Genomic DNA, 15,810 nt, shown 5'->3' on the forward strand with positions numbered 1-15,810 from the left:
CGGCGGTCTCCGAGCGCGGGTCCTATCGGCGCAGCGGGTCGGGCGGCGGACACGCGTCCACCGACCGACCCGCTGAGGAATCCCGCGCCTGTCCGGGGTCAGGAACCCGACGAGCGCTGCTGCGCCCGCTGCACCTTCGCGCTCAGTTCCGCCACGGCGGCGTCGCCGAGCTCTGCGGTTCCGACCGGCGCCGGGTTGTCCGGCGACGTCCCGTGGCCGATGCCGTCGAGCGACGCCTCGTCGAACGGGAGCGCCCCGGTGAGGACGGCGCGGACCCGCTGGTGGTCGACCTCCTTCGTCCAGGTGCCGATCAGCAGCGTGGCCACCGCGTTGCCGGTGAAGTTGGTGACCGCACGGCCCTCCGACATGAAGCGGTCGATCCCGACGATCACGCCCACGCCGTGCACGAGGTCAGGCCGGTAGGCCTGCAGGCCGCCGGCGAGCGTCGCGAGCCCGGCGCCGGTGACGCCCGCAGCGCCCTTGCTGGCGATGATCATGAAGACCAGCAGCCCGATCTGCTCGCCGAGGCTCATCGGCTGGCCCATGCTCGTCGCGATGAACAGGGACGCCATGGTGAGGTAGATCGCGGTGCCGTCCAGGTTGAACGAGTAGCCGGTGGGAACGGTGACGCCGACGACGGGCTTGGACACCCCGAGGTGCTCCATCTTCGCGATCAGCCGGGGCAGGGCCGACTCGGACGACGAGGTGCCCACGATCAGCAGGTACTCCCGGCCGAGGTACTTCATCAGCCGGAAGATGTTCACCCGCGCGACCGCGTACAGCACGGTGCCGAGCACGACCGCGATGAACAGGAAGCAGGTGATGTAGAACGCCACCATCAGCAGCCCGAGGCCCCAGATCGCGGAGATTCCGGTCTTGCCGACCACGGCTGCGATCGCCCCGAACGCGCCGAGCGGTGCGAGCCAGAGGATCATGCCCAGGATCCGGAACACGAGCGCCTGCAGGTGGCGCACGGCGCTCAGGATCGGCGCGCCCTTCTCGCCCAGCCCCTGCAGCGCGAAGCCCACCAGCAGGGCGATGAAGAGCACCTGCAGCACGCTCTCGCCGGTGAACGCGCCGAAGAAGGTGGTCGGGATGATCCCGAGCACGAAGTCGGTGGTGCTCTTCGCCTCGGTCGTCGAGGCGTCGTACGTGACGCCGTTCAGGTGCAGGCCGGAGCCGGGGTGGAGCAGGTTGCCCACGACCAGGCCGATCGCGAGCGCGACCGTCGACATCGCCATGAAGTAGACGAGCGCGAGGCCGCCGATCTTTCCGACCGTGGCCGCCTTGGCGATCGATCCGACGCCGATCACGATCGTGCAGAAGATGATCGGCGCGATCATCATCTTGATCAGCGCGACGAACGCCTTGCCGAGCGGCTCGAGCGCCTGACCGAACTGGGGCCAGAGCAGTCCGACCGCGGCACCCAGCACGACGGCGGCGAGCACCGACAGGTATAGCCAGGTGTGCCGGTCCCAGGACCGCTTTCCCCGGCGCCAGTCGTGGCGCGGGAGTGTGAAACCTTCGGTGAGAGTCATCTTCGCCTCCGCTGAGCAGATCTTCCGGCCGCTCCTCTGTGAGCGGCCACCGGTCCATGGTTCCGAGCGGACGGCTGCCGGGGCGAGTTGTGGTCGTATTGATCACGACGGGATGCGCACGCGGAGGCGGCGGAGGATCGCTGCGCACCCATACTGGAACCGGAACGGAGCGGCGATGAGGTCGAACGCGAGGGAGCGTGCGCACAGCGCGGCGTCGCGTGTCTTCCTCGTGCTGCTGGCGGCCGTGCTCGTGATCAGCGGGGTGACCGCCGCGTTCCTCGCCTGGGAGACGCAGCTCGCGGTGCGTCAGGAGTCCGAGCGCCTCACCCGGTCGATCGCGCGCAGCCTCGCCGACGCCCCGATCGTCGTGGACGCACTGGAGTCCGGCCGTCCCGGCTCGCCCACGAGTCCGCTGCAGCACTACGTCGAGGCGGTGCGCACGGGCGCTGGGCTCGACTTCATCACGGTCATGGACGTCTCGCACATCCGGCTCACGCATCCGGATCCGTCCCGCATCGGCCAGCCGTACATCGGCACGGTTCCCGACCGCGGTCCGGGCGCCGGGAAGGAGCTGACCGAGGAGTTCGCGGGCACCCTCGGCCCGTCGATCCGCGCGATCGTCCCCGTCCGGGACGCCGCGGGCGCCCTGCGCGGCTGGGTGTCGGCCGGGGTGACGATCGAGTCGATCTCGACGACGATCGCGCGGCGACTCCCGCTCGCGCTCGGATTCGCGGTGATCCTCGTCGCTCTCGGCGCGGCGGGCGCCTTCTTCGCGCGCCGGCTGACCAGGAGGATCGCCGGAGACCTTCCCGCCGGCTCGGTGCGCGACGCCGTGTCGGCCTACGAGTCGGTGCGCACCCTCGGCGAGGCGCTGCGAGCGCAGACGCACGAGCACGGCAACCGCCTGCACACCGCGATCTCGCTCCTCGAGCTCGATCGCAAGGACGAGGCGATCGCCCTGCTGGCGGAGTCGTCGGCGCAGAGCCAGTCGGTGATCGACCAGATGACGCTGCGCGACGGGGATCCCGTGCTGGGTGCGCTGCTGCTCGGCAAGTCGTCGCAGGCGAAGGAGCGCGGCATCCGCTGGCGCGTGCACATCGCGCAGGACGCTCCCGCGCTGCCGCTGACGCCGGTCGACGCGGTGTCCGTGGTCGGCAACCTCATCGACAACGCGCTGGACGCGGCCGCGCAGTCCGAGGACCGCTGGGTCGAGGTCGCCCTCGACGCCGGGGCGGACGGGGCGGCCGTGCTCACCGCCTCGGACAGCGGCCCCGGCGTGCCGGAGCAGCTGCTGCCGCAGATCTTCGAGCACGGCTTCTCGACCAAGCCGGCCGAGGCGACGGGGCGCGGCGTCGGCCTCGCCCTGGTGCGCTCCGTGGTGCTCGCCGCGGGCGGGACCGTCTCGGTCTCCTCCCGGCCCACGGCGTTCCGCGTCGAGCTCCCGGCGGGCGCCGGGGCGGGGGCGCGGCGATGATCGGCGTGCTGCTGGTGGACGACGATCCGCTCACGCTTGAGGTGCATGCCGCGTATCTCAAGCGGATCGAGGGCTTCGAGACCGTGGGAACGTGCACCGGAGCGCGTGCGGCGCTGAACGCGCTCACCTCCCCCGGTGCGCGGATCGACCTGGTGCTGCTCGACGTGACGATGCCGGACGGATCCGGCCTGGACGTGCTGCGCCGCGCGCGGTCGCTCGACGTGCCGGCGGACGTGATCGCGGTTACGAGCGTGCGGGATGTCGACACCGTGCGCCGCATGGCCGCGCTCGGCGTGAGCCAGTACCTGGTGAAGCCGTTCACCTTCGCCGCCTTCCAGGAGCGGATGCAGCAGTACCGGAGCCGACGAGAGCAGCGCACGTCGATCGACGGCGCGGCGAGCCAGGCGGAGATCGACGCGCTGCTCGGCGGCTCTCCGCCGACCGGCGCGATCGGGCTGCCCAAGGGACTGTCGCCGACCACGCTCGACGAGATCTCCCGGGTCCTGAGCCGGAGCCGCGAGCTGTCCGCGACGGAGACGGCCGACGCGGTCGGCGTATCCCGGGTCACCGCCCGCCGTTACCTCGAGCACCTCGCCGACCTCGGCGTCGCCGTCCGCGCCGCACGGTACGGGAAGCCGGGGCGCCCGGAGACGGTCTACCGGCGAGCGGGGCGCTGAGCACGGGCCGCACCGGCCACCTGCGCCGCCCGTCCCGTGTCACCCGCGCATCGTGTAGCGGTGCTCGGGACGGCCCGCGGCCCCGTAGCGCAGCCGCACCTCGACCACGCCCCGCTCGGCCAAGGTCGTCAGATGCCGTTGTGCGGTGGCGCGGGAGATCCCCACCCGCTCGCCGATCTCGGCCGCGGAGGCCTCCTCGGCGCCCAGAGCGCCGAGGATGAGCTGCTCGGTCGCCGAGCGCGAGGCCGACGCCGACTCGCCGGCGCCGTGCATGATCGCGAGCGCACGGTCGAGGTCCTTCTGCCGCAGCGAGCGGTCGCCCGCGAGCAGGTTGCGGTAGCGCGCATACCGATCCAGCACAGCGGTCAGGCTGCGCTTCTCGAACGGCTTCATCAGGTACGCCACGGCACCCGACCTCAGGGCTCTGCGCACCGTCGGCGCGTCCTCCGCCGCCGAGACGATGACTGCGTCCATCCCCGCCTCCTGCACCAGCGAGATCCCGTCGCCGTCGGGGAGATAGACGTCGGCGAGGAGCAGCTCCGGCCGATGATCGCGGATCGCCGCCCGCGCCTCCGCGATCGTGCGCACGGGATCCAGCGGCGCGAAGCCGGGACGCTCCCCGACGATCGCGTGATGCAGTCCGCCGACCCGGAAGTCGTCGTCGAGCACGAGCACGCGGATCGGATCGGTCATGGGATCTCCTTCGGGACGGGGCGTGCGGAGTCCGGCGCGACGCCGGGGCGGACCGGGTCGAGGACGGCGCCGAGCCGGGCCGCGAAGACCGCGCCGTGCCCGTCCCCGCCGCGATCGATGATCCACAGATCGCCGCCCTCGCGCCGCGCGATCTCGCGCGAGAGCGGCAGGCCGAGGCCGTGCCCGTGCACGGGGTCGCCGGGACCCGCTCCCCCGCCGGGATCCGCTCCCTCGCCGGTTCGGTCGTGGTCGGCGCCGTCGGCCGGGTCCGCTGACGTGCCGGTCGCGCTCGGCCCGGCGGCGTCGAGCCCGGGGCCGGAATCGGCGACGGTGAGGACGAGCGCGTCCCCGTCGTCGAGCACCGCGACCTCGACCCACCGGGGAGCATCGCCCGAGACCGCGGCGGTGATGGCGTTGTCGACCAGGTTGCCGAGCACCGCGGCGACGTCCTCCGCCTCGACGACCGTCCCGGTCAGCTGCGTCTCCTCGCCGATGCGCAGACTCACGCCGCGCTCGCCGGCCTCGAGCGCCTTGGCGCCCAGGAACGAGTGCAGGAACGGGTCGGCGAGCCGGTCGAGGCCGGGCACAGGGAAGTCGATCGATCCGCGCTCCATGAGCTCGGCCAGGAACACCCGCGCCTCGGGGACCCGGCTCGCATCGATGAGCCCCGCCGCGACGTGGATGCGGTTGGCGAACTCGTGCCGCTGCACGCGCAGCGCGGAGGTCATCGTGCGCACGGTCTCCAGCCGCTCCGACAGGGCGACGAGATCGGTCCGGTCCCGGACGATCACGACGGCGCCGAGGCTGCGCCCCTCGCGCACCACCGGGCGGCTGTCGACGTACAGCACCCGATCGTGCAGCATGAGCTCGGTCCGGGTCGTGGAGCCCGCCGCCGCGGCCAGGATCGGCTGCGGCAGGCCCAGCTCGGCGAGGGGTCGTCCCACGGCGTCGCCGAGCTCCAGCAGCCGCCGGGCCGCGTCGTTGCACACCTGGACGACGCCGTCCGGATCGATCGCGAGCACGCCGTCGACGACGCCGTCGAGCACGGCCGTCTGGTTGTGCACCAGCGCCACGAGCTCCTCCGGCTGCACGCCCAGCGTGAGCCGCTCCCAGCGACGGCGCAGCAGGAGCGCCGCGAGCGTCGCGAGCACGAGCGCCCCGGCCGCCGCGATCCCGATCACCGCGAGCAGTGGCGGCAGGTCGTCGAAGACTCCGGCCCGCGCGAACCCGACGCTGACCTCGCCGACCGGAGTGCCGCCGGCGTCGCGGACCGGGACCTTCGCCCGCACCGATTCGCCGAGCGTGCCGGTCTCCCACTCGATCACCTCGCGCCCCGCCAGGACGTCCTGGTACGGGGTGCTCACCTCGTGGCCGAGACGGGACGGATCGGGGTGCGTCAGGCGGATCCCGTGATCGTCGGTGATCACCACGAACAGGGATCCGGTGCGCGCGACGACCGCGGCGGCCGTGCGCTGCAGCTCGCCGTCGCGAAGCTCGGCGGCCTGCGGGGTCCCCGGATCGGCGGAGGCGAGCGCGACCTGGGCGCGCACCTGCGGATCCTCGGCCAGGGTGCGCGCGATCCCGAGCGCCGACGACTCCGCCTCCGCCCGCAGCTGCTGCACGGCGAGGAACAGGTAGACGCCGGTGCAGAGCACGACCACGAGGAGGACGGTCGCGAGCTGGAGCAGCAGCGTCCGCGTCGCGAAACGCGGTCGCCGCCGCGGGGTCCCCGGACGTACGGCGTTCGCGGCCGTCGCCGTTCCCTGCGGCTTCGTCGTCCTCGACATCGTTCCCCTTTGAGCAATATGCGCAGAAGTCACGCTACGCGCATTTCGCGAGGGAATGCGCGTTATCGGATCGCACGGCTCGAACTTCCCTAACGTCTGCTGTGTCCGTCGACGCCGACGGAGGAAGACGAGGAAGTCCCCATGCCCACCGCGCTCGCCGGCCTGCTCATCGCGGCCGAAGACAAACCCTCCTACGACGTGGCCTTCGTGCCGCCCGAGTGGGTGCTCGTGCTGCTCGGATTCGGCATGGTGCTCGTTTTCATGACGCTCATCATGACGAAGCGCCTGACGCCGATGGTCGCGCTCATCCTCGTGCCGACCGCGTTCGGCCTGTTCGCCGGGGCGGGGCTGGGGCTCGGCGACATGATCCTGGACTCGATCGGCAAGATGGCGCCGACCGCGGCGCTGCTCATGTTCGCGATCATGTTCTTCGGGATCATGATCGACGTCGGCCTGTTCGATCCGCTCATCCGCGTGATCACCCGGGTGCTCGGCGACGACCCGGCGAAGGTCGTCCTCGGCACGGCACTGCTCGCAGCCGCCGTGTCGCTCGACGGAGACGGGTCGACCACCTTCATCATCACCACGTCGGCGATGCTGCCGATCTACCTGCGGCTCGGGATGAGTCCTGTGGTGCTGACCTGCGTGGCGGGCCTGATGAACGGCACGCTGAACATCGTCCCGTGGGGCGGACCCACCGTGCGCGCCGCGACCGCGCTCGGGGTGCAGCCCACGGACATCTTCGTGCCGATGCTGCCCGCGCTCGGGGTCGGCCTCGTGGTCGCGCTCGGGTTCGCGTGGATGCTCGGCCTGCAGGAGCGGCGCCGCCTGGGCCGCATCGACACGAGCCGCCTGGACGGCAGCGCCGAGGGCGGAGCGCTCGCCTCCGTGCCGAAGATCTTCCGCGGTGCGGCAGCGAAGCCCGGTGCTCGCGCCGAGCTGCACACGGGCAACGTGGTCACCGTGTCCGGCGGCCACGGCTCGGTCACGGCGACGGCTGTGGATCCCGCGGACACCGCCATGGCCGACACGATGCTCGACCCGGCCCGCACCACGCTGAGGCCCCGGCTCATCTGGTTCAACCTGGCGCTCACCGTCGCCGTGATGGTGCTGCTGGTGCTCGACATCATGCCGCTCCCCTACGTGTTCATGGTCGGATCCGCGGTCGCGCTGCTGGTGAACTTCCGCCGGCTGAAGGAGCAGGCGGCGGAGATCGTGGCGCACGCGCCCAGCATCGTCGGCGTGGTGTCGATGGTGATCGCCGCAGGAGTGCTCGTGGGGGTGCTCACCGGCACCGGCATGGTGGATGCGATGGCGGCCTGGATCACGAACGTGCTCCCGCCGGCGCTGGGACCGTTCCTCGCCCCGATCACCGGCATCCTGTCGATCCCGTTCACGTTCTTCATGTCGAACGACGCGTTCTACTTCGGGATCCTCCCGGTGCTCTCGCAGAGTGCGGCGCACTTCGGCATCGACCCGGTCGAGATGGCGCGGGCCTCGGTCACCGGCCAGCCGGTGCACCTGCAGAGCCCGCTGGTCCCCGCGATCCTGCTGCTCGTCTCCCTCGCCAGCGTCAACCTGGGCGACCACCACCGCAAGGTGCTGTGGCGGGCCGTGATCGTCTCGCTGGTGATGCTGGGCGTCGCGATGCTGACCGGCGCGGTCCCGCTCTTCGTCGCCCAGTGATCGCGCGCTGAGCGCGCTTCCCCACGAGTCAGCCGCCCGCGCCGCCTCCCCGGTGGCGCGGGCGGCGCCGCGTCTGGCCGCAGCAGCAGGGCGGATCCTAGGCTGGAGCCATGAGCACCGCTGACGCCCAGACCTCTTTCGACGGACCCCGTCCGCACGCCGTGATCAGCGGCGGCGGCAGCGGGATCGGCCTCGCCTCCGCCCTGCGCCTCGCCCGCGACGGCTTCGACATCACGATCCTCGGCCGCCGCGAGGGCGTGCTGCGGGAGGCGGCCGAGCGGATCCGCACGCAGAGCCCGGCCGCGCAGGCGCGGACGGTCGTCGCCGATCTGCAGGATCCCGCCGCCGTGGAACGGGCCGCCGCCGAGATCGAGGGCGCGGTCGACGTGCTCCTGAACAACGCGGGCGGCAATGTCCTGGACCGGGGCGAGGGCCTCGCCGGGATCGCCGCCAACTACGACGCGAACTTCCGTCTGAACGTGCTCACCGCCGTGCTTCTCACCGAGGCGCTGCTGCCCCGGATCACCCGTCCCGGCGGCCGGATCATCTCGATCAGCTCGATCGCCGCCCTCCGCGGCGCGAACGGCTACGGCGCGGCGAAGGCCGCCATCCACGGCTGGATGATGGGACTCGCCGCCGACCTCGCGGCCGACGGCGTGACCGTCAACGCGATCGCCCCGGGCTACGTGCCGGACACCGGCTTCTGGGACGGCCGCCGCACGCCGGAGATCGTCGCGTCCCGGCTCGCGCAGGTGCCGATGAACCGGCCGGGCACCCCGGACGAGGTCGCGGGCGCCGTGTCGTACCTCGCCGGCCCGGACGGCGGCTGGACCACCGGGCAGATCGTGCAGGTCAACGGCGGCGCCCTGTTCGGGCGCGGCTGAGCCGTCGGTCCGCGCCGCTGACGCCGACGGCGGTCCCGCCGTGTCGACGCGGGGGAAGGTCCCGCCGGTCGCCGACGCCGCTCAGAACAGCGCCGCCGGCAACGCCCCCTCATGCTCGAGCAGCCAGCGCTTCGTGCGGAGCCCCTCCCCTGGCGCACCGCCGGAGTAGCCGCCGAGGCCGTCGCTCGCGACCACCCGATGGCACGGCACGATGATCGGGATCGGGTTCGCGCCCATGATGGATCCGATCGCGCGCGCAGGGACGGACGTCCCGCTGCGCTCGGCGAGCTCGCCGTAGGTCACGGTCTCGCCCCGGTCGGCGGTGTCGTAGAGCGTCATCAGCACGGCGCGCGTGACCTCGGTCTGCGGCCCGAGGTCGAACGGCAGATCGAACTCCGTCACCTCGCCGGCGAAGTAGGCGCGCAGCTGCGACAGTGCGTCCTCGAGCAGCGGATCGGCCGCATCGGCGCCCGCCGCGGGACGGCCCGCCCGCGGCCAGTGCACGCGCCGGACGGCGGCGCCGTCGCTCTCCACCGCGAGCAGCCCGACCGGCGTCGCGATCGAACCCGAGAAGATCATGCCGCGACCCTACCGGCCGGCTCCGACATTCCGCGGCCGCGTCTGCAGGGCAGGTCCGGCCGCGTCTGCGGGGCAGGTCCGGCCGATGCGGCGGATCCGCCCGCGTCGCGGACCACGCGCCGCGCCGCGCACGCTCAGCCCGGGCATGGGATCGACCTCTACGGTCGGGCCGTGCCCGCCGATCGCCTCAGCCTCCGCCGCGCCGGCATCGCGCTCGAGGCGGTGACCCTCGGCTGGAACGTCGTCGGCGTGGTGCTGCTGGCGATCCTCGCGTACCGTTCGGGCTCTGTGGCCCTGCTCGGCTTCGGCCTGGACAGCCTCATCGAGATCGGCGCCTCGACGGTCGTGATCTGGGAGCTGACCGGAGCGGACGAACGACGCCAGCGCATCGGCATCCGGCTGATCGGCATCGCCTTCGTGCTGCTCGCGGTCTACCTGCTGGTGCAGGCCGGCGCCGTGCTGCTCTCCGGGCACCGCGCGGTCCCGCTGCTGGGCGGCATCGGCTGGACCGCGCTCACCGCCCTGGTCATGTTCGCCCTCGCCGCCGGCAAGAGCCGGATCGGCCGGGCCCTGCAGAATCCCGTGCTGATCACGGAGGGCAGGGTGACGCTGGTCGACGGGATCCTCGCGACGTCGGTGCTGGCCGGCATCGCGCTCGACGCGCTGTTCGGCTGGTGGTGGGCGGATCCGCTCGCGGGCCTGGTGATCGTGTTCTACGCGGTGCGCGAGGCCGTGCACGCCCTGCGCGGCGGGGAGAGCTGAGCGGGGGCCCGCCCCGCGCCCCGCTCACCCCAGGAACAGCAGGACCCGTGCGTCCTCGGCCTGGACGGTCCGCTCACCGCCGGGAGCCAGGACGATGGCGTCCAGGGCCGTGGCCGTCTCCCCCGCGGCGACCACGGTGCCGGAGCGCACCACGATCGCCTGCACGCCGTCCGGGAGGACCGAGGTGCCGTGCAGATCGGCGAAGACCAGCTGCGGCGTCGCCCGCGGTGCGACGAACGAGAGCACGACGATCCGGCTGAGCTCGGCGGCGCGGAGCCGCGGCCGCCGGAACTCCACCACCGCCCCGGAGAACGGCAGCACGCGCTCCTTGCGGAGGCCCACCAGGGGCGCCCCCGCCGAAGCGCCCGGCCCCACCTCGACCTGCGGTCCGCTCGTCCCGGCGATCAGGTGCGCGGAGTCCGGGGCGAGTGCGAGCACCCCGACCGGTCCGCGCAGCTCGACGACCTGCAGCTGCCATTCGAGCTGATTCCTCGCTCCCCGGGATCCGCAGATCTCCCGCACATGCCCGCCTCCCGCGGCGAGAGACCGCCGCGGGAGGTCGCGCAGGTGGACGAGCCCGGTCTTCACGGGCATCGCCGCGAGCGCCCCCCGGAGCATCGGATCAGACCCTCGCTCCGATGAGGACGTAGCCCTCTTCACCGTGCACCACGGTGTCGAGGCCGGCGATCTCGTCCTCGTCCTTGACCCGGAAGCCGATGACCTTCTCGACCGCGAAGCCGATCACGAAGGCGAGGACGAAGGAGTACACCAGCACGGAGGCCGCCGCGATCGCCTGCGCCGCGAGCTGGGCGAAGCTGCCGCTGTAGATCAGGCCGGTGGTGTTGGCGAAGAAGCCCAGGAACAGGGTTCCGATGATGCCGCCGATGAGGTGGATGCCGACCACGTCGAGCGAGTCGTCGAAGCCGAGCTTGAACTTGAGGTCGATCGCGAGCTGGCAGACGACGCCGGCGAGGAGGCCGAGCACGACCGCCCAGATCGGGGTCAGCGCGGCGCAGGCCGGGGTGATCGCGACCAGGCCGGCGACGGCGCCGGACGCGGCGCCGACCGAGGTGGGCTTGCCGTTGCGGATCTTCTCCATGACCAGCCAGCTGAGCAGCGCAGCGGCGGGGGCGGCGAGCGTGTTCACGAACGCGACCGAGGCGGTGCCGTCGGCGCCGAGCTCGGAGCCCGCGTTGAAGCCGAACCAGCCGAACCACAGCAGGCCGGCGCCGAGGAGCACGAACGGCGGGTTGTGCGGCACGTCGGCGCCCTTCTGGAAGCCGATCCGGCGGCCGAGCACGAGGGCGAGGGCGAGACCCGCCGCCCCGGCGTTGATGTGCACCGCCGTGCCACCGGCGAAGTCGATCGCGCCGACCCCGAGCCACTTCTGCAGCCCCGCGGTGATCCAGCCGCCGTACGCGTAGCTGCCGTCCTTGTTCAGGCCGAAGTTGAAGACCCAGCTCGCGACCGGGAAGTAGACGACCGTGGCCCAGATGCCGGCGAAGATCATCCAGGATCCGAACTTCGCGCGGTCGGCGATGGCGCCGGAGACGAGCGCGACGGTGATGATCGCGAACGTGGCCTGGAAGGCGACGAACGCGAGCGGCGGGTACGCGGCGCCCTTCGGCACGTCGAGCAGGCTGTTCAGGCCGATCGCGGACCAGTCGATCGTCCAGGGGGCGATGACGCCCTTACCGCTGGGGAACGCGATCGCGTAGCCGAAGACGACCCAGAGCACGCCGATCAGGCCGATCGCGCCGAAGCTCATCATCATCATGCTGATCACGCTCTTGGCCTTCACCAGGCCGCCGTAGAAGAAGGCCAGACCGGGCGTCATCAGCAGCACCAGCGCCGCCGAGATCAGCACGAAGGCCGTGTTTCCTTGATCCATGCTCGAACCGTTCTCTCGGGTGAGGACGCGTCTTCCGCGTCGGGTGGCGTCAGCCTGTCACCCTCCGGTTGCGCGCCGGTACGCCGCATGTTTCGGAACGGTTTCGCAGGAACGCGCCACCGTGAACACGGTGTTACATGTGGATCGGGACCGTCAGGACGCGGTCGACAGGTGCTCGTGCACGCAGGTCCTGGCGCGCCGTCACGGCTCCAGCAGGCGCCTGATCGCGGTCTCGGGCGCCACTCTGCGGTCGAGCACCCTCCCCTGCGCATACCGGCGGAACACGCGCGGGTCGATGTAGCTCGCCCGCGCCACCGCCGGGGTGTTCCCGAGCGCGGCCGCCGTCTCCTTCACGGCCGCGTTCTCCCTCTTCTTCCGCTCCGAGGCGCTGGACGCGGCGCCCGCCGCGGCGAGCGCGGTCGCGGCGAGGATCGTGCCGCGGAGCGTGCGGAAGTCCTTGGCCGTGAACGCGCTTCCGGTGAGGTCGTGCACGTAGTCGTTCACGTCCCGCGGCGTGATCGGCACCCTGCGACGGCCGCGCCGGTAGGCGAGCAGAGGCGCGCTCCCCGGCCCTTCCGCGAGCTCGGCGAACACCGCGGCGAGGTCCGGGTCCTCGATCTCCAGGCGCATCCGGCGCCCGCTCTTGGCGGGGAACGACAGAGTCGCCAACGTCCCGTCGACCGTCACGTCGCGCCGGCGCAGCGTGGTCAGTCCCCTGCTGCCGTGGCGGAGCAGATAGCGCCGGGAGCCGATGCGGGGCGCCGCGTCGTCGAGCAGCCGGAACGCCGCCGCGAGCACGCGCTCCCTCGTCGCTCCGTCGTCCTTCCCGAGCGCACGCGTCACCCGCGCCCTGGCCAGCGGCAGCGCCTCCGCGAGCGCCATCGCACGGCGGAACTTCCGCCGGTCGCGGCGGGCGCGCCATTGCGGGTGGTACAGATACTGCTGCCGACCGGCGCCGTCGACGCCGACGGCCTGGATGTGCGCGAGCGGATCCTCGGCGATCCATACGTGCGTCCACGCGGGAGGGATCACGAGCGCGCGGATCCGCTCCCGTTCGGCGTCGGGGACCGGCTCGCCGCGCTCGTCGAGGTAGCGGAATCCGGATCCGGAGCGCACCCGCCGGTATCCGGGATCGGTGTCCGGCCGAGCCCGGACCAGTCCTGCCACGGCGGCCGCGTCAGTCGCCGTCGCGCTCGTCGATCGCGGTGAGAAGATCCTTCAACGCGTTCTCGATGCTGCGGTGCTTGTACTGACCCGCCCGGCTCTCACCCGAGACCACCGCGCAGCGATGCAGGTCGGTGAAGTCGCCGTACGGGAAGAGGTGGCGGCCCTTCGTCCCCTTGTTCTCCGACGTGTCCTCGCCGAGGAACCACAGGGCGTACTCGTCCATGCCGTGCTCGTCGATGAAGTCGTTGCCCTTGTCCGTGCTGGGCGCGTGCTCGCTCCAGTCGTCGCGCTCGTCCCGCACCACGTGCCCCGCGCGCAGCAGCCCTTCCGCGTGGTGCAGCGCATCCTTGTTGAGCCTCACGGTCATCCGCTCTTCTCCTCTCCGACATACCTCCGACATACCGGCGCACACGATGCGCCGCATCACACTCTGCCCCCGTCGCGAGAGAGCGCGCAGGGGCTGGCACCGGCCACGCGCCTCGGCTACCATCGTCGGCACTGCCAGGACGGGCATGGCGCCTCGCGACGAGTCGGCGGGGCTCGCCGGCCGCGTTCCGGCTCGCGAGAGCCCTCAGCGCTTCGTGAGGTCCTCGGCGAACATCACCAGGATCCCGCTCGGTCCGCGCAGATAGGTGAGCTTGTAGACACCCTGGTAGTCAGCCACGCCGCGCAGCGGGTGGCAGCCGTGTTTCGCGGCGATCGCGAGGGCCTCGTCGATGTCGTCGACCGAGAAGGCGACGCGGTGCATGCCGATGTCGTTGGGGCGGGTGGGCTCGGTCTCGATCGCGTCGGGGTGGAGGTACTCGAAGAGCTCGAGGCGGCCGTGCCCGTCCGGGGTCTGCAGCATCGCGATCTTCGCGTGGTTGCCGTCCAGGCCCACGGCGGTGTCCGTCCAGTCGCCGCTCACGGTGTCCCGGCCGACGACCGTGAGGCCGAGGTCGGTGAAGAAGGCGATCGCGGCCTCCAGGTCGCGGACGGCGATTCCGACGTTCTCCAGAGCGATGGGCATGTCTCGGATGCTAGCGAGAGCCTCCGCCGTCGCGCCAGGTCACGCGGCCGGCGCGAAGTAGAGGTGCTCGTGCAGCGCGCAGCCGGGATTGAACGCCGCGGAGCAGCACGGGCACGACGTCGTCGCGACGTACTCCGCGATCGAGAGCTCCGCCCCGCACGCTCCGCACAGCACGGCTTTCGTGGCGCGGGCGTCACCCGGCCACCGCTGTGCGGCGTGCCCCGCGGTCTCCTCGTGGCAGAGGTGGCACGGGTAGTACTCCCCGCAGCACGCGAAGCGGATCGCGACGATGTCGAGCTCGGTCCGGTAGTGCACGCACCGGGTCTGCTCGTCGACCACGCGGCCCCGCACCGCAGGTCGTTCAGGCATCGCGCGCCGGGTGGAACAGCCGCAGGGGCCGCACCGTCACGTCCTGCCAGACGTCGCCCGTCACGTAAGGCTCGGCGTCGTACCAGGCCTGGAACGCCGCCTCGTCCTCGAAGGACACGTGCATCGAGGATCCGATCATGCGCCCGTTCTCGTCGAGGATCGCGCCGCCGCTGAGGAACTCCCCGCGGTCGGCGAGCTCCTGCACCCCGGAGAGGTGCAGGTCGCGAGCGGCGAGCCGGCGCGGGAGCGCTTCGGCATCGGATCCGTCCATCGCGGTGACGAGGTATTCGACGCGTTCGGTCATGACGACAGCCTAAGCGGCGGTTCTGTGTGCCTCGGAGCTGTGGGCCCCGGGGCTCGGAACGGCGGCGTTCATGCCTTCGTCCACGCGGTGGGGGCGAAGACGCAGTCGCCGGTCTCGTCCCACTGCGAGACCTCCGCCTGCAGGTAAGGCTGGATCTGCGGTGCGATCGTCGCGTTCACCGCGCGGAGCGCCGGCGCGAAGCCGGCTCCCGGCCAGTCCGCGGGCAGCAGCTCCTCGGGCAGCCCGGGATCGTCCATCCGGAGGACGATGACCCGGCCGTACATGCGATGCCAGACGTCGAGCAGCGCCCAGGGATCGTGCTCGGCGATGACGTCGACGATGTGATCGTGGGTCCGGGTCACCTCCGCGATCGCGGCCCGATAGCGGTCTGCCATCCCCGCGAGGTCCCATGCCCTGGCTGTCATCCACGCAGCCTCCGCCTCGTCCCGGGGGACGAGGCGGATGTACGAATACCAGCTGCCCTCGGGCGCGGGGCCGACGCCCTGGGCGATCGGCTGCCAGCGGTCCTCCGGATGGATCAGGACGCCGGGGCGGAGCAGCCCGAAGCCCGCGTGCTCCGCCAGCCTGCGGAAGCGATCCCGGAACTCGGGATGCGTCCCGTCGATGTCGAAGACCACCCCGTGGAACGCGCCGGACCAATGCGGCACGGGCGTCGTGCCCTCCAGCTCCCGATACCGGATGAGCGCCGCGGGGGACAGCCGGTGTGCGACGACCGGCCCTTCCCCGCTGCGGTCGTCGATCAGCCAGCCCAGACGCCGCATCCGCGAGATCGTGCCGCGGGCATCGGTGTCGGTGAGCCCGAGCTGCCGCAGCACGGCGATGAGGACGGGATCGGGGATCACCGCGGCGGAGAGAGCACCGAAGACGAAGCCGACGCTGGTCGAATGGGGCGCGTGACGGGTGCGGGCGTCCGCTTCGCGTAGGTGCATGGCTCGTCCCAACGCTCGAGAGGATCGTGCCCCCGAGGAT

General features: G+C 72.0%; 17 protein-coding genes. 5 read left to right on the forward strand and 12 right to left on the reverse strand.

What is annotated here, in order from left to right; genetic code table 11:
- Positions 1 to 98 precede the first annotated feature (98 nt).
- The gene (locus tag ACTJJZ_RS11480) at positions 99 to 1,538 is read right to left on the reverse strand and encodes a cation:dicarboxylate symporter family transporter (RefSeq protein WP_440721323.1); all 1,440 of its coding nucleotides are present in this window, start codon (positions 1,536 to 1,538) and stop codon (positions 99 to 101) included.
- 175 nt (positions 1,539 to 1,713) lie between these two features.
- On the opposite strand from ACTJJZ_RS11480, the gene ACTJJZ_RS11485 reads away from it, so the two are divergent.
- Positions 1,714 to 3,012, forward strand: a complete 1,299-nt coding sequence (locus ACTJJZ_RS11485; RefSeq protein ID WP_440721324.1) for a sensor histidine kinase — start codon at positions 1,714 to 1,716, stop codon at positions 3,010 to 3,012.
- Positions 3,009 to 3,689 (forward strand): response regulator, encoded by a 681-nt coding sequence (locus ACTJJZ_RS11490; RefSeq protein WP_440721325.1) that lies wholly within the window; start codon positions 3,009 to 3,011, stop codon positions 3,687 to 3,689. Before ACTJJZ_RS11485 ends, ACTJJZ_RS11490 begins: the two co-directional genes overlap by 4 nt.
- 39 nt (positions 3,690 to 3,728) lie before the next feature.
- Here ACTJJZ_RS11490 and ACTJJZ_RS11495 read toward each other — a convergent pair whose 3' ends face one another.
- Positions 3,729 to 4,382, reverse strand: a complete 654-nt coding sequence (locus ACTJJZ_RS11495) for a response regulator (RefSeq protein WP_440721326.1) — start codon at positions 4,380 to 4,382, stop codon at positions 3,729 to 3,731.
- On the reverse strand, positions 4,379 to 6,169 hold the full coding sequence (locus tag ACTJJZ_RS11500; protein WP_440721327.1) for an ATP-binding protein: 1,791 nt from the start codon (positions 6,167 to 6,169) through the stop codon (positions 4,379 to 4,381). Before ACTJJZ_RS11500 ends, ACTJJZ_RS11495 begins: the two co-directional genes overlap by 4 nt.
- Positions 6,170 to 6,310: 141 nt before the next feature.
- Here ACTJJZ_RS11500 and ACTJJZ_RS11505 point away from each other — a divergent pair, with 141 nt between their 5' ends.
- Both ACTJJZ_RS11505 and ACTJJZ_RS11510 read left to right on the forward strand, forming a co-directional pair.
- Positions 6,311 to 7,855, forward strand: coding sequence for a CitMHS family transporter (locus ACTJJZ_RS11505; protein WP_440721328.1), 1,545 nt, complete (start codon positions 6,311 to 6,313; stop codon positions 7,853 to 7,855).
- A 110-nt stretch (positions 7,856 to 7,965) separates the two neighbouring features.
- A complete protein-coding gene (locus ACTJJZ_RS11510) occupies positions 7,966 to 8,739 on the forward strand; it encodes an SDR family NAD(P)-dependent oxidoreductase (protein WP_440721329.1) in 774 nt (257 codons plus the stop codon).
- Positions 8,740 to 8,820: 81 nt separating this feature from the next.
- On the opposite strand, the gene ACTJJZ_RS11515 is transcribed toward ACTJJZ_RS11510, so the two are convergent.
- Positions 8,821 to 9,318 carry a methylated-DNA--[protein]-cysteine S-methyltransferase gene (locus ACTJJZ_RS11515; RefSeq protein ID WP_440721330.1) on the reverse strand — a complete coding sequence of 166 codons (498 nt, stop codon included), beginning with the start codon at positions 9,316 to 9,318 and terminating at the stop codon, positions 8,821 to 8,823.
- Positions 9,319 to 9,489: 171 nt separating this feature from the next.
- On the opposite strand from ACTJJZ_RS11515, the gene ACTJJZ_RS11520 reads away from it, so the two are divergent.
- A complete protein-coding gene (locus ACTJJZ_RS11520) occupies positions 9,490 to 10,080 on the forward strand; it encodes a cation transporter (RefSeq protein ID WP_440721331.1) in 591 nt (196 codons plus the stop codon).
- A gap of 24 nt (positions 10,081 to 10,104) precedes the next feature.
- Here the strand turns inward: ACTJJZ_RS11520 and ACTJJZ_RS11525 are convergent, their stop codons facing one another.
- The 8 genes from ACTJJZ_RS11525 to ACTJJZ_RS11560 all read right to left on the reverse strand — a co-directional run bounded on the left by ACTJJZ_RS11525 (position 10,105) and on the right by ACTJJZ_RS11560 (position 15,770).
- Positions 10,105 to 10,698 carry a hypothetical protein gene (locus ACTJJZ_RS11525; protein ID WP_440721332.1) on the reverse strand — a complete coding sequence of 198 codons (594 nt, stop codon included), beginning with the start codon at positions 10,696 to 10,698 and terminating at the stop codon, positions 10,105 to 10,107.
- A gap of 4 nt (positions 10,699 to 10,702) precedes the next feature.
- Positions 10,703 to 11,971 carry an ammonium transporter gene (locus ACTJJZ_RS11530; RefSeq protein WP_440721333.1) on the reverse strand — a complete coding sequence of 423 codons (1,269 nt, stop codon included), beginning with the start codon at positions 11,969 to 11,971 and terminating at the stop codon, positions 10,703 to 10,705.
- A 201-nt stretch (positions 11,972 to 12,172) separates the two neighbouring features.
- The gene (locus ACTJJZ_RS11535) at positions 12,173 to 13,138 is read right to left on the reverse strand and encodes a DNA topoisomerase IB (RefSeq protein ID WP_440721334.1); all 966 of its coding nucleotides are present in this window, start codon (positions 13,136 to 13,138) and stop codon (positions 12,173 to 12,175) included.
- A gap of 10 nt (positions 13,139 to 13,148) precedes the next feature.
- Positions 13,149 to 13,505 carry a hypothetical protein gene (locus ACTJJZ_RS11540; RefSeq protein WP_440721335.1) on the reverse strand — a complete coding sequence of 119 codons (357 nt, stop codon included), beginning with the start codon at positions 13,503 to 13,505 and terminating at the stop codon, positions 13,149 to 13,151.
- A 204-nt stretch (positions 13,506 to 13,709) separates the two neighbouring features.
- Entirely contained in the window at positions 13,710 to 14,147 is a 438-nt protein-coding gene (locus ACTJJZ_RS11545; protein WP_440721336.1) for a VOC family protein, read from the reverse strand.
- A 39-nt stretch (positions 14,148 to 14,186) separates the two neighbouring features.
- The gene (locus tag ACTJJZ_RS11550) at positions 14,187 to 14,516 is read right to left on the reverse strand and encodes a CHY zinc finger protein (protein ID WP_440721337.1); all 330 of its coding nucleotides are present in this window, start codon (positions 14,514 to 14,516) and stop codon (positions 14,187 to 14,189) included.
- Positions 14,509 to 14,820 (reverse strand): YciI family protein, encoded by a 312-nt coding sequence (locus ACTJJZ_RS11555; protein ID WP_440721338.1) that lies wholly within the window; start codon positions 14,818 to 14,820, stop codon positions 14,509 to 14,511. The genes ACTJJZ_RS11550 and ACTJJZ_RS11555 overlap by 8 nt, the downstream gene beginning before the upstream one ends.
- A 68-nt stretch (positions 14,821 to 14,888) precedes the next feature.
- Positions 14,889 to 15,770 (reverse strand): PaaX family transcriptional regulator C-terminal domain-containing protein, encoded by an 882-nt coding sequence (locus tag ACTJJZ_RS11560; RefSeq protein ID WP_440721339.1) that lies wholly within the window; start codon positions 15,768 to 15,770, stop codon positions 14,889 to 14,891.
- Positions 15,771 to 15,810: the final 40 nt, after the last annotated feature.

Origin of the sequence: Microbacterium sp. 22242 (assembly GCF_052045495.1) — a bacterium.
Lineage (GTDB): Bacteria > Actinomycetota > Actinomycetes > Actinomycetales > Microbacteriaceae > Microbacterium.

What these genes read in the sequence shown, in the direction of transcription:
- ACTJJZ_RS11485 (WP_440721324.1), top strand. Translation starts at nt 1,714, where the DNA reads ATGAGGTCGAACGCGAGGGAGCGTGCGCACAGCGCGGCGTCGCGTGTC.
- ACTJJZ_RS11480 (WP_440721323.1), bottom strand. Translation starts at nt 1,538, where the DNA reads ATGACTCTCACCGAAGGTTTCACACTCCCGCGCCACGACTGGCGCCGG.
- ACTJJZ_RS11545 (WP_440721336.1), bottom strand. Translation starts at nt 14,147, where the DNA reads ATGCCCATCGCTCTGGAGAACGTCGGAATCGCCGTCCGCGACCTGGAG.
- ACTJJZ_RS11555 (WP_440721338.1), bottom strand. Translation starts at nt 14,820, where the DNA reads ATGACCGAACGCGTCGAATACCTCGTCACCGCGATGGACGGATCCGAT.
- ACTJJZ_RS11525 (WP_440721332.1), bottom strand. Translation starts at nt 10,698, where the DNA reads ATGCTCCGGGGGGCGCTCGCGGCGATGCCCGTGAAGACCGGGCTCGTC.
- ACTJJZ_RS11530 (WP_440721333.1), bottom strand. Translation starts at nt 11,971, where the DNA reads ATGGATCAAGGAAACACGGCCTTCGTGCTGATCTCGGCGGCGCTGGTG.
- ACTJJZ_RS11495 (WP_440721326.1), bottom strand. Translation starts at nt 4,382, where the DNA reads ATGACCGATCCGATCCGCGTGCTCGTGCTCGACGACGACTTCCGGGTC.
- ACTJJZ_RS11500 (WP_440721327.1), bottom strand. Translation starts at nt 6,169, where the DNA reads ATGTCGAGGACGACGAAGCCGCAGGGAACGGCGACGGCCGCGAACGCC.
- ACTJJZ_RS11490 (WP_440721325.1), top strand. Translation starts at nt 3,009, where the DNA reads ATGATCGGCGTGCTGCTGGTGGACGACGATCCGCTCACGCTTGAGGTG.
- ACTJJZ_RS11550 (WP_440721337.1), bottom strand. Translation starts at nt 14,516, where the DNA reads ATGCCTGAACGACCTGCGGTGCGGGGCCGCGTGGTCGACGAGCAGACC.
- ACTJJZ_RS11560 (WP_440721339.1), bottom strand. Translation starts at nt 15,770, where the DNA reads ATGCACCTACGCGAAGCGGACGCCCGCACCCGTCACGCGCCCCATTCG.
- ACTJJZ_RS11515 (WP_440721330.1), bottom strand. Translation starts at nt 9,318, where the DNA reads ATGATCTTCTCGGGTTCGATCGCGACGCCGGTCGGGCTGCTCGCGGTG.
- ACTJJZ_RS11505 (WP_440721328.1), top strand. Translation starts at nt 6,311, where the DNA reads ATGCCCACCGCGCTCGCCGGCCTGCTCATCGCGGCCGAAGACAAACCC.
- ACTJJZ_RS11510 (WP_440721329.1), top strand. Translation starts at nt 7,966, where the DNA reads ATGAGCACCGCTGACGCCCAGACCTCTTTCGACGGACCCCGTCCGCAC.
- ACTJJZ_RS11540 (WP_440721335.1), bottom strand. Translation starts at nt 13,505, where the DNA reads ATGACCGTGAGGCTCAACAAGGATGCGCTGCACCACGCGGAAGGGCTG.